General features: G+C 44.9%; 14 protein-coding genes. 1 reads left to right on the forward strand and 13 read right to left on the reverse strand.

What is annotated here, in order from left to right; all coding sequences use genetic code 11:
- Positions 1-29: 29 nt before the first annotated feature.
- The 12 genes from CRO04_RS00245 to modA form a co-directional block, all read right to left on the reverse strand.
- The gene (locus tag CRO04_RS00245) at positions 30-338 is read right to left on the reverse strand and encodes a 2Fe-2S ferredoxin (protein ID WP_097002231.1); all 309 of its coding nucleotides are present in this window, start codon (positions 336-338) and stop codon (positions 30-32) included.
- Positions 339-351: 13 nt separating this feature from the next.
- Positions 352-2982: a nitrogenase component 1 gene (locus CRO04_RS00250; protein ID WP_097002232.1), complete on the reverse strand. Its 2631-nt coding sequence runs from the start codon at positions 2980-2982 to the stop codon at positions 352-354.
- An 18-nt stretch (positions 2983-3000) separates the two neighbouring features.
- A complete protein-coding gene (gene nifE, locus CRO04_RS00255) occupies positions 3001-4356 on the reverse strand; it encodes a nitrogenase iron-molybdenum cofactor biosynthesis protein NifE (RefSeq protein ID WP_097002233.1) in 1356 nt (451 codons plus the stop codon).
- Positions 4357-4439: 83 nt separating this feature from the next.
- Positions 4440-5813: a nitrogenase component 1 gene (locus CRO04_RS00260; RefSeq protein WP_097002234.1), complete on the reverse strand. Its 1374-nt coding sequence runs from the start codon at positions 5811-5813 to the stop codon at positions 4440-4442.
- Positions 5813-7411 (reverse strand): nitrogenase component I subunit alpha, encoded by a 1599-nt coding sequence (locus CRO04_RS00265; protein ID WP_097002235.1) that lies wholly within the window; start codon positions 7409-7411, stop codon positions 5813-5815. Before CRO04_RS00265 ends, CRO04_RS00260 begins: the two co-directional genes overlap by 1 nt.
- A 15-nt stretch (positions 7412-7426) precedes the next feature.
- Positions 7427-7810, reverse strand: coding sequence for a P-II family nitrogen regulator (locus CRO04_RS00270; protein WP_097002236.1), 384 nt, complete (start codon positions 7808-7810; stop codon positions 7427-7429).
- Positions 7811-7824: 14 nt separating this feature from the next.
- Positions 7825-8148 (reverse strand): P-II family nitrogen regulator, encoded by a 324-nt coding sequence (locus tag CRO04_RS00275; protein WP_097002237.1) that lies wholly within the window; start codon positions 8146-8148, stop codon positions 7825-7827.
- 25 nt (positions 8149-8173) lie between these two features.
- Positions 8174-8998, reverse strand: coding sequence for a nitrogenase iron protein (gene nifH / locus CRO04_RS00280; protein WP_346919204.1), 825 nt, complete (start codon positions 8996-8998; stop codon positions 8174-8176).
- Positions 8999-9286: 288 nt separating this feature from the next.
- Positions 9287-9496 (reverse strand): TOBE domain-containing protein, encoded by a 210-nt coding sequence (locus CRO04_RS00285; protein WP_097002239.1) that lies wholly within the window; start codon positions 9494-9496, stop codon positions 9287-9289.
- A gap of 89 nt (positions 9497-9585) precedes the next feature.
- On the reverse strand, positions 9586-10656 hold the full coding sequence (locus CRO04_RS00290) for a sulfate/molybdate ABC transporter ATP-binding protein (RefSeq protein WP_242974295.1): 1071 nt from the start codon (positions 10654-10656) through the stop codon (positions 9586-9588).
- The gene (modB, locus tag CRO04_RS00295) at positions 10637-11335 is read right to left on the reverse strand and encodes a molybdate ABC transporter permease subunit (RefSeq protein WP_242974296.1); all 699 of its coding nucleotides are present in this window, start codon (positions 11333-11335) and stop codon (positions 10637-10639) included. The genes CRO04_RS00290 and modB overlap by 20 nt, the downstream gene beginning before the upstream one ends.
- 28 nt (positions 11336-11363) lie before the next feature.
- On the reverse strand, positions 11364-12221 hold the full coding sequence (gene modA / locus CRO04_RS00300) for a molybdate ABC transporter substrate-binding protein (protein WP_097002242.1): 858 nt from the start codon (positions 12219-12221) through the stop codon (positions 11364-11366).
- Positions 12222-12499: 278 nt separating this feature from the next.
- Here modA and CRO04_RS00305 point away from each other — a divergent pair, with 278 nt between their 5' ends.
- Entirely contained in the window at positions 12500-13477 is a 978-nt protein-coding gene (locus CRO04_RS00305) for a helix-turn-helix transcriptional regulator (protein ID WP_097002243.1), read from the forward strand.
- Here CRO04_RS00305 and CRO04_RS00310 read toward each other — a convergent pair.
- Positions 13474-14628, reverse strand: a complete 1155-nt coding sequence (locus CRO04_RS00310) for an MFS transporter (protein ID WP_097002244.1) — start codon at positions 14626-14628, stop codon at positions 13474-13476. The genes CRO04_RS00305 and CRO04_RS00310 overlap by 4 nt on opposite strands.
- Positions 14629-14656: the final 28 nt, after the last annotated feature.

Raw genomic sequence — 14656 nt, forward strand, 5'->3', positions numbered from 1 at the left:
CAGTGCTCCCTGCCGTATCATAACAGGTATTAAATGATCAAATCCCCAACCGGCTTCCCTCCCTCAAAGTGCTCATCAAAAATTCGTTCTACATCATCTGCGGATACATTGCCATACCAGACTCCCTCCGGATACACCACCACAACGGGACCCTTATCACAGATTCCAAAACAGCCGGTATTGTTTATTACCACCTCTCCGGATAAGTCCCTGTCTTCAATCTCCTGCATAAAAGCCTGGATTAAGTCCACCCCACCTTTCTGGTAGCACATCCCTTTTTGTGTTCCGTTGATTCTGCAGCTTGTGCAGATAAATACATGATATTTTGGCTGTACCATTTTTCTCCTCCTCTTACATGGCTTCCGCCGCTTTTTTTACCGCATCTTCAATCATGTCATATGTATTCACCGGCTTTATCCCCAGTTTTGCCAGCTTTTTGGTGGGCTCCATGCCGATGCGCATGGCAATGACTCCGTTGCAGCCATTTAAAGCAGCTATAATCCGTTCTATTTTATCCTCTTTCTCCCCGCATTCCTCTTCCCCCTGGCAATACTGTTCCACATTACGTTTTCCAGCAAACCGGACTTCCCCGTTCCTGTAGTCATATAAATAAAATTCCTTTGCATGACCGAAGTGGGTATCGACTATAACTCCGCTTTTGGAAGCGACTGCAAACCGGTAGCTTTTTGAAACAGGAACAAAAACCTGCTTTTCCTCCCCAAGGAATCCTTTTAATTGTATGGATTTATCATCCGTTAACGTTCCCACTGCATCTGCCCTGCAGTGCTGGCAGTGATACATCTGGGGCATGATCTCTTCACACTGCTTTCTGATCTCATTTAGCTGCTTGTTTGAAACTGGCTCCACATGCTCCAGCGCGCTTCCCTTTACCGGAATCATCTGCATAATATTGGTGATAAAGCAGCCCAGTGATTTCACAATCTTTACCACCTCCGGTACATGACTGTCATTGATTCCCTTCACTGTTACGATATTGACTTTTACCAATATACCATTGGCAATTAGAAGCCTGATTCCCGCAAGCTGGTTTGCCACCATGAGAGCTCCTGCCGCATCGCCGGTGTATTCCCTGCCCATGAACCGGATATACTGATACATCTGTCCGCTGATATGGGGATCCACCGCGTTCATGGTTACTGTTACATGGGAAACTCCCAGTTCTTTTAGTTCACCGGCATACTGGGGAAGCTTCAGTCCATTGGTGGAAAGACAGAAGGTCACTTCCGGATTCTGCTTCCTTATGAGTTCAAACACTTTTTTCACATTTTCCCAGTTTTCCAGGGCTTCTCCCGGTCCGGCTATGCCCACCACGGTTAAGTTCGGCATTTTTTCCTTCACCGACAGATACCGCTTAAGTGCTTCCTCCGGTGATAAAATAGCAGAAGTGACTCCAGGACGGCTTTCATTGGGACAGTCAAATTTTCTTACACAGTAACCGCACTGAACGTTACAGGCGGGGGCTACCGGAAGATGGATTCTGGCAAACTGATGTGCCTGGCAGTTATAGCAGGGGTGCTCCTTTGTCTTGCGTTTCATAATCTCCTCTGCAGATTCCGGAACCTTTTTATGATCAATGGCTGTATCTTTGTAGTATGTGTTATATAAGGTCTCACGGAATGTGGTTTCAACTGTATCAATGAGCTGGTTTGCAATCTCATCCATATATTCCACGGAGCCTTCATAGCCCATCATCTTTAACCTCTGACCGCCCACATGGTCATGAATTGGAAACCCTCTGCGGACCAGCGGAAGATGTAAATCCTCTGCAATACGTCTGCCGTCAGAACTGCCTGCAAGGATATTTGCTTTATAGGTAAGAACCATATCCTCAATATCCTTAAAATCCGCTTTATCTGCAATTTTATACTCATCCACCAGATACAGACCGGCAAGATTCTCAAGCTCCGGTCTGATCAGTCCGTCAAGCTCCGGACATGCCGATCCAACCCCACAGACTACCGGCATAATTCCGCATTCACACATCATACGTACAGTGGAATATACCAGATCCGGCTCCCCAAATACGGCGGCTCTTCCGGAGGAATGGTATTTGTGGGAATCAATCATGGCATCTAAATAGCGCCCTCTCTCTTTTTTTTGTTCCTTAGGAATTTCATTCCCCGAAATACGGGACAGCGCATCTAAAAATGCATCCGTATCTCTTAACCCCACCGGCAGGGACAGCCGCTCATAAGGAACTCCATACGTTTCATACAGATATTCTCCCACTGAATTTTTATGATGAAATGCGGTTAATTCCAATGTAAATCTTGCTCCACCCATCTGCTTTAACCGGGCCAGGTCCGTTCCCTCATGGGGCAGGCGGTTGTAATGGGGATCGTGAGCACTGTCTAAATTATCAGATAAGTCAGGGAGCAGAATGGCATCAATTCCAAAAAGAGAGAGCATCCTCTTTAAATATCTGGTATCTGCAGGGCTGATGGGCGCAGTGATCACATTTACCATATCATTTTTTCCGGCATCCATTTTAATAGAAGATACAATGGAAAAAAGAGCTGCGAAATATCCCTCATACTGACTTCCGCCGTATCCGGGGGAATGGCAGGGAATCAGCGTGATGTCCCTGTATCCCGGATTTTCTTCCAGAAAGGACTGGAGTATTCCCGGAACATCTTCACCGATGGTTTCCGCCAGGCAGGTGGTCATCACTCCGATAATTTCCGGATGGTAAAGCTCAATTAAATTCTTTAATCCCTTTTTCAAATTTTCACTGCCTCCGTATACCGTTCCCTGCTCGGTCAGGGATGAGGAAGCGATATCCACCGGTTCATTGTAATGAGTCGCCATATGACGGCGGATGTAGGTCGCACACCCCTGAGAACCGTGAAGAATGGTCATACAGTTCTTCAGACCGTAAAATGCAGTTGCGCTGCCCATTGGCATACACATCTTGCAGGGATTTATATTTAGATTCACCAGAGGTTTTACTTCACTTTTCATTGTCACTCCGCCTTTCTGTCAGCTGATATAGCCCCATACCGGACTGTTTATGCTTTTATTGATTTCCATGGTGAAATTGACCACCCCTTCAAAACCGGCTAACGGGAACTTTCTTTCATGATTGTGATCACAAAATGCGATTCCAAGCTTATAGGCAAGAGGTCTTTCCTTTACACCTCCCACCAGAATATCCGCCCCTTTTTCTTTCATGAAGGTCTCTAACTCTGCCGGATTGGCATCATCAAGTATAATGGTGTCAGATTTCACCAGACTCTCAATCACTTCATAATCTTCCTTTTTCCCTGTCTGGGTACCGACCACCACAGTTTCCATCCCCATGGCCTGAAACTGCCGGATGAGTGAAATTGCCTTAAATCCCCCGCCTACGTAGATGGCGGCTTTTTTCCCCTCCAGGTTTTTCCGGTACCGGCCTAAGAAATTCTCCAGCTCCTCCGCTTTCTTCTTACAAAATTCCACTGCCTTTTTTCTTGCCAGCTCATTTCCTAGTGCCTCAGCTGTCCTGATTAAGGAAGTGGTGGTGTCTTCAATTCCAAAGAAACTGACCTTTATAAAGGGAATGCCAAATTCCTCTTCCATGCGGTTTGCCAGATAGGTGCTGGAGCCTGCACACTGAACAATATTTAATGCAGCCTTTGGCGCTTCAATCATATCCTCATAGCAGGTGTCACCGGTAAAACCTGAGATTACATCAATCCCGATCTCCCTGAAATAATTCTTGATGATCCACATTTCTCCTGCCAGATTAAAATCTCCCAGTATATTGATGGCAGTCCTTTTCTCCTGACTTTTATGGGGCAGAAGCACGTTCATAATGGCATCACATGCCATGCGGTAGCCGGTGGATTTATTACCGGAAAAGCCGGGAGACTTTACAGGAATCACAGGAATGTGATACTGCTCTGATTTCATCTTGCATAAGGCCTCCACATCGTCTCCGATTACACCAACGATACAGGTGGCATAGATAAATATCAGCTTTACATTATCTTCTTTCTCCATCAGCTCATCGACTGCTGCCTCAAGCTTTCTGATTCCGCCGAATATAATATCTGTTTCCTGCAAATCCGTAGAAAAGCTGTTTCTATATATATCCTCCCCGCTGGTTAAGGACCCCCTGATATCCCAGGTATAGCTGGAACACCCGATTGGGCCATGAACGATATGCCAGGCATCGGTAATGGGATTTAAAACAACTCTTGCACCGCAGTATACACAGGCCCGCTGTGATACGGAACCGGATACACTGTTGCTGTCACATGAAATCTGCCCCCCCAGGCCATTACACCCGTCTTTTACAACAATGGAACTTCTCCTGGCGTCCAATATATTCCTGTTGCTGCTCTCCGTTTCCATAGTCATACTCCTTTCAAAGCCCTGCCAATTAAACAGAAATAGGGAGGGGGCGGCTCCCTCCCTGGTTCCATTTTCGTTCTGATTTACATAACTACATCAAAATCTTCGTCAGCCGCATCCCGGTCCTGCCGGTCCATCATGGCATCTACTATTTTTTCCGTATAGCGGATTGCACCTGCGTATCCCACAGTAGCCTGTATTGGATTTCCGTAGCGGTCCAGTACCGGAAATCCCATACGTACCAGCGGTATATCTTCTGCTTTTGCAATCTGTTTTCCATAGCTGGAGCCTAAAAGAAGATCTACCGGCTCATTTTTAATCAGCTGATGAAGATAGAATAAATCCGTATCAGCCTTCACGATATATTCGCTTTCGTCCACCCCATACTGATCCATCAGCTCTTTGATCTCTTTCTCCCAACGGGCTTTTGGTGTACCCGTAATAATGTATTTCGGGCTCATTCCCAGTTCCAGGCATAAGGCTGTAAATCCATACACAATGTCAGGATCTCCGTAGATGGCGGCTTTCTTCTTATATACATACTGATGGGAATCCAGCATTAAATCCACCAGTCTGCCCCGCTCATCCTCCAGCTCCTTTGGAACCTCTTTCTTTGTAAATTTCTGAAGCTCCAGTATGAACTGATCTGTCAGCTTGACGCCCACAGGAACTGGAATATTGGAGAAAGGAACTTTGTATTCCTTTTTTAAATGCTCCGATGGTTCCAGTGAGCAGTAGATTCCCATGGAAATCAGCTTTTCACAATCTCCCAGTGCCTCAATATCTTTGGCTTTGGTACCTGCATTGTCATGAAAATATTCATTCTTCCCATCCATTGGGTGATCCAGTGTTCCGTCATGATCAGGAAAATAAATATATTTTGCACCCATCAGCCCTGCAATCCGTTTTAACTCCCTGTCATCTCCCGGATTGACCCAGCCTGGGAAAATGGCCACTTTTCCATTGGGCGTTCCTGTTTTCTTAGTCATATACCGCATGAAACCAATCATCATATTGGAAAATCCCTGGATATGAGACCCTTCGTAGGAAGGTGTACTTGCATAAAGAACTGTTTTTCCCTCCGGAACTTCCATATCCAGAATGTAGGAACCAACGTCGTCACCAATGGTCTCAGAAAGACAAGTGGTATGGATGGCCATAATATCCGGTTTATAGATATCAAAAACGTTCTTCACTGCTGTGTTGATATTGCTGCGTCCTCCGAATACAGATGCGCCCTCTGTAAATGAGCTTGAGGAAGCAATGGCAGGCTCCTTAAAATGCCGGCTCAGCACCGTCCTGTGATAGGAACAGCACCCCTGGGATCCATGGGAATGGGGCATGCACTTTTCGGCTCCCAGAGCGCAGAACATCGCGCCTACCGGTTCACAGGTCTTACAGGGATTGATGGTCATGTGGCGGTTTTCCATAATTTCTTTTGGTGTTAATTCAAGCATCAGCCAGCACCTCCTAACGTTCCTTCTAGCATCGGCATGGTTTTCCACGGCGGTTTCACCAGTGACCAGGCGTTTGTATAAAGACTCATGGTTATATCTCTTCCAAAATTCACTGCTCCCCGAAAGCCTGCATACGGTCCGGAGTAATCATAGGAATGCATCTGACGGGATACAACTCCGCTATGCTGTATCGCATATTTATCTTTAATTCCGGAAAAGAATATGTCTGGTTTAAACGCTTCAATCAGCTGGTCTGTTTCAAACATGTTATAGTCATCCACCACCATGTAACCTTCTTTCATATCTTTTATCATTCCCCTGTAGGTATCCAGCTCCACGCCTTCCTTCCGCAGAATATCCAGCTCTTCCACAGTGTATCTGTCTTCATACCCCACGGCTCTCTCCACCGTAATCTCCTCGATGTTTTTAGAATCAGCATCTGCTTTAATCTGAGGAATAATTTCCCGTCCCTCATAATCATCCCGGTGGGCAAATTCATAGCCTGCAATGGTTGTTTCCATACCAAAATCCTTTAAAAGCATCTGATAATGATGGGAACGGGAGCCTCCTACAAAGATTCCGGCTGTTTTACCCTTTAATTTTGATTTGTAATACTCCATATCCTCACTGATTTCCGCCAGTTCCTCTGCAATCACCTCTTCCGTGCGTCTGGTAAGCTCCGGATCATTGAAGTATTTTGCCATCATGCGCAGTGATTTGGACGTAGCCCCTATTCCAATAAAATTCACCTTCAGCCAGTCAATTCCATATTTGGTTTTCATCATCTGTGCTATGTAATTGATGGACCGGTGGCACATAACCAGATTCAAATCCGCCAGATGGGAATTTTTTAAAGTCTCGTAAGATCCGTCACCGGTAAATACGGAAACCACTTCATAACCAATCTTTTTAAGGATCCGTTCCTGTTCCCAGCCGTCACCTCCGATGTTGTACTCACCTAAAATATTTACACTGTATTTACCCTTGGGCGCCTCTTCCCCTTTTCCGATTACATAACGCATCAGTCCGTTGTTGGCAATGTGGTGACCGGATGACTGGGAAACCCCCTTATATCCCTCGCAGGAATATCCAATGGCTGTAATGCCGTATTTTTCTTCCACTCTTCTTGCCACAGCCTGCACATCATCACCAATCAGACCGATGGGGCAGGTTGAGCAGATGAAAATACACTTGGGATGGAACAGCTGCATAATCTCATCGATTCCAGCTTCTAACTTCTTCTCGCCTCCAAATACAATATCCGATGCCCTCATATCCGTGCAAAAGGAATAAGGTACAAAATTTTGCTCGCCTTCATAGGAAGGTTTTGCTTTATTCCTTCTGGTTGCCCAGGAATAGAAGGCACAGCCAATGGGTCCGTGTGTAATAACAACGGTATCCTTCACAGGTCCTACCACAACGCCTTTGCAGCCTGCATAGCAGCAGCCTCTTGCAGTGATAATTCCCGGTATCGCCCTGGTATTAGCCGCAATCTCATCCGGATTTTCACCAAATTCCAGCTGAGTGATGTGACTTTTTCTATTTTTAAATACTCTGGATGAATATTTATCCAACAATGAATCTCGTTCCTTTGACATCTCCCTCACCTCCTGTCAATATGCTTCTTTTGTGCATTCTCCGCTTCTGACCGTATAAGCTTCATAAATGGGAAGCACAAATATTTTTCCGTCCCCGGGATTTCCTGTCTGGTTGGTTTTTATCAGTATATCCACCACATCTTTTACCTGCTGATCTTCTACAATCAGGGTGACCAGCCGTTTTGGAATCCAGCGGAAAGACTCTGTTAAATATTCTCCTTTGGGAGTCATGGGAAGCTCTCCGGATTCCAGAACCAGCGTCAGAAGCTCCGGATCAATCCGTTTCTTTCCTCTTCCTAATACCGGTCTGCAGGTTAATGCAGGGAATCCGCCTTCTGCCAGAGCTTTCTTCGTGGGGTTTATTTTATTTACCCGGATAAATGCCATTACCTCTTTCATAGCAATCGTTCCTCCTAAAGTCCCTGCTTACCTGTACTGATCGTATAGGCATCCTCTACGGGAGATACAAAAATACGTCCATCTCCATAATTACCCTCTCCAGTTCTGGCGGTTCTCATAATCACTCTCACCAGATCCTCCTTATCTTCATCATTACAGAAAAATAACAGCATTTCTTTTGGAATCTCATCGTAATGGACATCTCCTACCGTGATTCCTTTTTGTTTGCCCCGTCCATATACATCCATCTTGGTCACTGCCTGAAATCCAGCTTCTGAGGCTTCCTTCATAACAATATCCGCTTTTTCCGGCCTGATAATCGCTCTCACCAATAACATAATATTTTCTCCTCTCCCTGACTGCTTAGTCCATCACTCCGTACTGCATCAAAATTTCTTCCAGCTCATCAATCTTCATAGGATTGGGAATGACAAACATCTCATTGGAATCCACTTTTCTTGCCAGAGTACGGTATTCATCTGCCTGAGGCTCATCAGGAGAAAAATCAATCACCGTTCTTTTTCTGATCTCTGCCCTCTGCACCGCATTGTCACGAGGTACAAAATGTATCATCTGGGTGCCGATTTTCGCTGCCACAGCTTCTACAAGATCCTGCTCCTTATCTACCTTTCTGGAGTTGCAGATCAGACCGCCAAGCCGGACACCTCCGGTCTTTGCATATTTGGTAATTCCTTTGGAAATGTTATTTGCTGCATAAAGCGCCATCATCTCGCCGGAGCAGACAATGTAGATTTCCTGTGCTTTTCCTTCCCGGATCGGCATTGCAAACCCTCCGCATACTACATCACCAAGAACATCATAGAATACATAATCCAGATCGTCGGTATAGGCTCCCAGCTGTTCTAACAGATTAATGGAAGTGATAATTCCGCGGCCTGCACAGCCAACGCCTGGTTCCGGTCCCCCGGATTCCACTCCCTTGATATTGCCGTAGCCTTCCTTTAAAACTGCATCCAGCTCAATGTCATCGCCTTCATCACGAAGCGTATCAAGTACCGTCTTCTGTGCCAGACCTCCCAAAACCAGTCTGGTGGAATCTGCTTTCGGATCACACCCTACGATCATGATGTGCTTTCCCATCTCTGCCAGACCTGCCGTTAGATTCTGTGTCGTTGTGGATTTTCCTATACCGCCTTTTCCATAGATTGCAACCTGTCTCATAGCCAATTCCTCCTTACATGAAAAAAGAGGCGGAAGGCAGATCTCTCGCAGATCCTGCCATTCCACCTCTTTGTGAATAGAAAATGAAAAAGTAACACTGAAGTTTTGTCGACGACTTCGGTTGCTATCACTATATATGCTTTTACAGTTGAATTCAATACAACACAATGCACAAATATTAAAAGCTGAAACTCCATATTTGCAGTATTTTAATACAAATCAATCGTTTTATCTAAAAATTATACTGGATAAGTAAAAAAGAGCCGTATTTCCGGCTCCCTCATTTGTTCTGTCTTAATCAATTCCAACCATAACAGACGTTGCCTTTATAATGGCATATGCATCCGACCCTACTTCCAGCTTCAGATTCTTTACTGAGGCCATGGATATTGTAGCAGATATGAAATTCCCCCCTCCAATGTCTATGGTCACAATCCCGTTCACTGCACCGGTTTCAATCTCTACCACTTTTCCCTTTAACTGATTTCTGGCACTTATTTTCATACGATCAGCCTCCCCCTCAATGTCTTATTTTAATTATAATAATTTTTTGTCCGGTATTTGTCAATTTATTTCATTAATACCTTATAAAATTAAGACAAAAGTAACAGATCTTCTTTGGGAAATTTTAAATATAATGGAATCGACTCTGATTCTTCCGTATCGTATTTGCTTTTTTCCCTGATCCACCAGATCTTTGCAGACGATCCTTTTGCATTCTGAACTAAATACTGGTGCTGAAAGGTTGTATGGGCACTTCCTGCCAGAGAAACCTTCATTGTATTCTCTTCTCCGAATTTCTCTGCCGGCACTAGATTGTGACCTCTGATTCCGATATAACGAATGGAATCTCCAATCAGTTCATCTGTTTTCAGTTTTATGTTCCAGTCAAGTGCAAAAAGTTCATGATCACTGATTCGTTCTATAGGGGAGATATTCTTACACCCAGTCAGTCTGGCAGCCTCCAGCTTTTCCGGTTTCCTGAAAATTTCCTTAGTAAATCCATTTACAACACGTTCCCCATTCGCCAGCAGGATCATACGGTCACAGAACCGGAAAATCTCATCTCTGGAATGGGAAACAAACAGCACATCCTGGTTAAGTTCGTTTAACAGTTCCAGCATTTCCAACTGAAGAGTGTCTTTTAAAAATCCGTCCAGAGCAGAAAAAGGTTCATCAAGTAAAATCATCTCTGGTTTACATAAAAGCATCCGTGCCAGGGCCACGCGCTGCTGCTGGCCTCCTGACAGCTGGGACGGAAGACGTTTTTCCAGCCCCTTAAGCTGAAACCGACTGATCTGTTCTAAAACCTGACTGCCAGTTTCCTTTCCCTTTCCTGTCAGGGCTATTTTCAGATTTTCCTCCACTGTCATGGTGGGAAACAGTGCATAATTCTGAAAGAGATACCCGACGTGGCGGTCTCTTGCCGGCAGATTGATTCCTTTTTCTGAATCAAACAGCACTCTTTCGTTATGAATGATCCTGCCGCTGTCCGGTTTTTCAATGCCTGCCACACATTTTAATGTCATGCTTTTTCCGCAGCCGGAAGCCCCTAGTATTCCCATACAGCCGCCGTTTGTTTCAAATTCCACATTGAGATGAAAACCGTGAAATTTTTTGTCTATCTTCACCTTCAGGGCCATATTACATCCACCCGCTTCCATTCTTTCTATTTTTCCCTGCAATCAGGTTCATAACAGCTACGATTACAAATGATAAAAGAATAATAACCACAACCCAGAATCCTGCTTTGTCCCAGTTTCCGGCTGTCACCTCCGTGGCAATGGCCACTGATACCGTTCTCGTCTTTCCCAGAATATTTCCTGCCAGCATGGTGGTGGCTCCGTACTCTCCAATGGCTCTTGCAAAGGAGAGCACAGTTCCGGACGCCAGCCCGGGGGCTGCGATGGGAACCACAATTTTCCAGAAGATGGTTCTTTCCGACAGCCCCAGCGTTCGTCCTGCGTAAATCATTGTTATATCTACCTGCTCAAATGCAGCTCTGGCGTTGCGGTACATAAGGGGAAAGGCTATGACAAATGCTGCCATAACACAGCCGGGCCAGGTCTGCACCAGCTTGATATCAAACCCTTCCAGAAGATACCTTCCAAACGGTCTTCGAAGGCTGAAAATTAAGAGAAGAAAAAATCCCGCCACAGTTGGAGGCAGCACGAGAGGGAGTGTAAGAATCCCATCTGCAATGGCTTTTGCCGTATTATTTAACTTCATAATCTGCCTGGCTGCCCCCACACCTAAAAAGAAAGTAAGTACAGTAGCCACAATTCCTGTTTTTATGGACAGATAAAGAGGACTCCAATCGATAGTTCTAACTAATTCCCCCAATGGTTCCCACCTCCTTTTTGCCAATCTTCTATTGTGTATATTTAGAGAATCCCGCATCTGTAAAAAGCTTCATGACGCTCTCATCCTGCGTTAAATATTCCTTAAATTCTGCTGCCGCTTTCTTCTGATCTTCACTGGCTTCCTGATCTTTGATTAAACCTACCGGATAAACAGCCGGATCAATCTTTGCTTTGTCCGCTTCTGCTATAATCTCCACTTTGTCCGCCATGGAAGCAGCATCAGTGGCATAAACCACTCCCACCTCATTGCTGCCTTCCGCAACTGCGGTTAAAACTGCGGTAACATTCGTACCTTCGTTAATCTCCATTTTCATCACCTGATCCAGGATTCCCATATTTGTAAAGAGCTTTCTGGCATACTGTCCCACCGGTACATCTTCTCCTGCCAGTGCAAGGCTGGAAGCTGCCGTGATGTTGTCAAAACCTGTAACTGCTGTTTTTTCTCCCTTTGGTTTAATTAGAACAATCCGGTTCATAAGAAGGCTGGTATCGGAACCGTCCTCTACAAATCCTCCGTCTTTTAAAGCATTCATCTGTTTTGGTGCGGCGGAAAAGAAAACATCACACTGGGCACCTTCCTCAATCTGTTTCTGGAGCGTGCCTGAGCTGTCTGCATTGTAAATAATTGTTACACCTGGGTGTCCGCTTTCATAACTCTCTTTTACTTTATCCATAGTGTTTTTCAGACTGGCCGCAATAAATACGTACACATCAACAGACTCTGAATCCCCTGACTTAGTGCTCTGAACCGCAGCGACCGGTTCACCGGAAGCCGATTTGTCTCCTGCCGGACTGCATCCTGACAGGATTCCAGCCATCAGTGACGCTGCCACCAGAACCTGCAGCATGTTTTTTCCTCTTTTCATATTTTTTCCTCCTATTTTTAAGACAGACAATCCACAAAGGGATTCCCTGATTCTTTAGTGCTCTGTTTTGTTCTGTTTCGTTCGGTTTTGTAATTATTTGTATATTTTAAACGAACCATAATTAAAAGTCAATATCCCACATTCTTTAGATTATTTCTTATTTTCCATATATTATTAGATAATTTTTTTAAACATATCAACTCTTCATCATGATTGACAAAAAATTAGTCCTGTTATAACATATCAAATAATGAGTACAGAAAAAAAGAGGTTCAGGCATGGAAAAAATATACAGGCCACAGGAAGTGGCGGATCAGCTGAAAATCAAGAAAACAACCGTATACGAATTAATAAAACGGGGAGAATTAAAATCTTCAAAAGTGGGCAAACAGATCCGCATCAGCCAGGAACAGTTAGATGAATATCTCACAAGAACAACCCAGTCCGGTCAGGACTCCGGCCTTACCGCCGTGCTTCCTCCCGTCATGGACATCCCCAGATTCCACGCCGACCAGGCCAGCAGACAGGTGGATTACCTTCTTAACTCAAACGGGCTGATTATAAACAGCCAGGAATCCAGAATGGTAGAACTGCTCCGCAGTCTGTTAACCAGTAAGGTAAACAGCCTTCCACTCCTTCATTCCTATATGAATGATTACAACAGCCTGTATTCCCTGTATTATGGGAAAACCCATATGGCACTGACCTGCGTTTGTTTTCAGCAGTTCGAGGAACGAATCAGCCAGATCAGTCATTTTCTGCCCGGTACCGAGGCTGCTGTTATTCATATCTGCACGTTAAAAACAGGCTTTTATGTTCAAAAAGGTAACCCGAAAAATATAAAAAGCGAAATGGATTTATGCCGACCTGACATCAGATTTTTAAACCGTGAGAAGGGCAACGGCTTACGGATTTATCTGGATCAGCTTTTGTCAGAGCAAAAAACAGACAGGTCCTTCAATCCGGATTCCCGAGATGAAAGCCTGTCCCATATGTCTTCTGCCAATGCTGTTGCTTCCGGACTTTATGATATCAGCATGGGAGATCTTTCCCATCTGACTTCCTATCCGCAGCTGGATTTTATACCGTTCAAGGATGCATCCATGGATCTTGTAATCGTTAAGTCCTCGTTAGAGCAGCCGGCATTTTCAGCTATCCTTGAAACAATTAATTCCAGGGAATTTAAAGACAGTCTCCTGCATTTTAACGGTTATGAAAACAGACACACAGGAGACATCCTTTTTACAACCCCTTAGACCGATGCTTTCTTTAATCGGAAGATCACAAAGAATACGCCTCCCAGGGCACACAGTCCCCCGCCCCAGAGCATGGCGCTGGAAAGACTGGCTGCTGCTGCCTTTCCAAATATAAGGTTCGTTCCTACTCCACAGGCCTCTCCTATTACTGCATAGATGCTCAGTACCGTGGCACGGTCTGCCAACGTGACCTGGCGGTTTTGCAGCTCTGCCTTAAACGGTCCGAAAAGAGAAGAAGCAAGCCTTAGAAGAATAATGCAGAGAACGGAAAGAACACCGCTCCTGGTCCCGGAAAGAATCAGGCAGGAGATCCCACCGCCAAAAAACAGGGTGATAGCAAATGAAAGGATTCCCATTTTCCTGTTCAGCCAGAACGACCATACACCGCCTGCCATTCCTGCCAATGTAACCAGGATATAGACGATGCCCATTGTCTTTGGTTCCATCCTGCATTTTACATACTGCAGCTGATTTAGAAATACAGTAATTGTCTGATTCGTCTCCTCAAGGAGTGTAATCCCCACCATCCCCAGCAGAAAATACCGGTCTTTTATCACTTCCAGAAAGACAGGAATAAAACGGGTTCTGCTTCTTCTCTCTCTCTCCTGCTCTTTCACCTCTTTTAATCCAAATACAAGTACGGCTGCCGCACCATAAGCAGCCATGGTAAGAAAGCCTGCCAGTCTGTAATTCGTTCCAATGAAAAGTGAGTAGGAAAGAGAGGCAGTCAGAAGCCCTGCCATGCCAAAAGACTGATAAATACCAAATACCTTCTGGCTTTCCCCTTCCCGGCTGGAAAGATAAAGGATACTTATGTCACAGCCTGACATCCCTGCCATAACAACACTGAGCAGCACCCTCTCAAGCAAAAATCCCCCGAATCCATCCGCTTTCCAGAACACCACCTTGGAAACAAAATAAACAGCACAGGTGATAATCATGGTTTTTCTATAGCCGATCCGGTCCGCCAACACTCCCCATGGCATCTCCAGTGCGATACAAAGAGCAAGGGAAATGCTTTCAATAATAGTAATCTCAAATACACTGACACCCGCTGCCTGTCTGTAAAGAGTTGCCACGGGTCCATAAAATACCAGTCCCTGTAAAAAGGAAATGGCATAAAGCAAATATATATTCTGTCTATATTTCATATTTTCTCCAATAATCCATATTTAGTAG

This window comes from Lacrimispora amygdalina (assembly GCF_900205965.1).
Lineage (GTDB): Bacteria > Bacillota > Clostridia > Lachnospirales > Lachnospiraceae > Lacrimispora > Lacrimispora amygdalina_A.

Coding starts and splice junctions, on each gene's coding strand:
- CRO04_RS00250 (WP_097002232.1), bottom strand. CDS start 2,982: ATGAAAAGTGAAGTAAAACCTCTGGTGAATCTAAATATAAATCCCTGC.
- CRO04_RS00275 (WP_097002237.1), bottom strand. CDS start 8,148: ATGTTATTGGTGAGAGCGATTATCAGGCCGGAAAAAGCGGATATTGTT.
- CRO04_RS00290 (WP_242974295.1), bottom strand. CDS start 10,656: ATGGAAGCGGGTGGATGTAATATGGCCCTGAAGGTGAAGATAGACAAA.
- CRO04_RS00245 (WP_097002231.1), bottom strand. CDS start 338: ATGGTACAGCCAAAATATCATGTATTTATCTGCACAAGCTGCAGAATC.
- nifE (WP_097002233.1), bottom strand. CDS start 4,356: ATGGAAACGGAGAGCAGCAACAGGAATATATTGGACGCCAGGAGAAGT.
- modA (WP_097002242.1), bottom strand. CDS start 12,221: ATGAAAAGAGGAAAAAACATGCTGCAGGTTCTGGTGGCAGCGTCACTG.
- CRO04_RS00285 (WP_097002239.1), bottom strand. CDS start 9,496: ATGAAAATAAGTGCCAGAAATCAGTTAAAGGGAAAAGTGGTAGAGATT.
- CRO04_RS00265 (WP_097002235.1), bottom strand. CDS start 7,411: ATGTCAAAGGAACGAGATTCATTGTTGGATAAATATTCATCCAGAGTA.
- CRO04_RS00305 (WP_097002243.1), top strand. CDS start 12,500: ATGGAAAAAATATACAGGCCACAGGAAGTGGCGGATCAGCTGAAAATC.
- CRO04_RS00270 (WP_097002236.1), bottom strand. CDS start 7,810: ATGAAAGAGGTAATGGCATTTATCCGGGTAAATAAAATAAACCCCACG.
- CRO04_RS00310 (WP_097002244.1), bottom strand. CDS start 14,628: ATGAAATATAGACAGAATATATATTTGCTTTATGCCATTTCCTTTTTA.
- CRO04_RS00260 (WP_097002234.1), bottom strand. CDS start 5,813: ATGCTTGAATTAACACCAAAAGAAATTATGGAAAACCGCCACATGACC.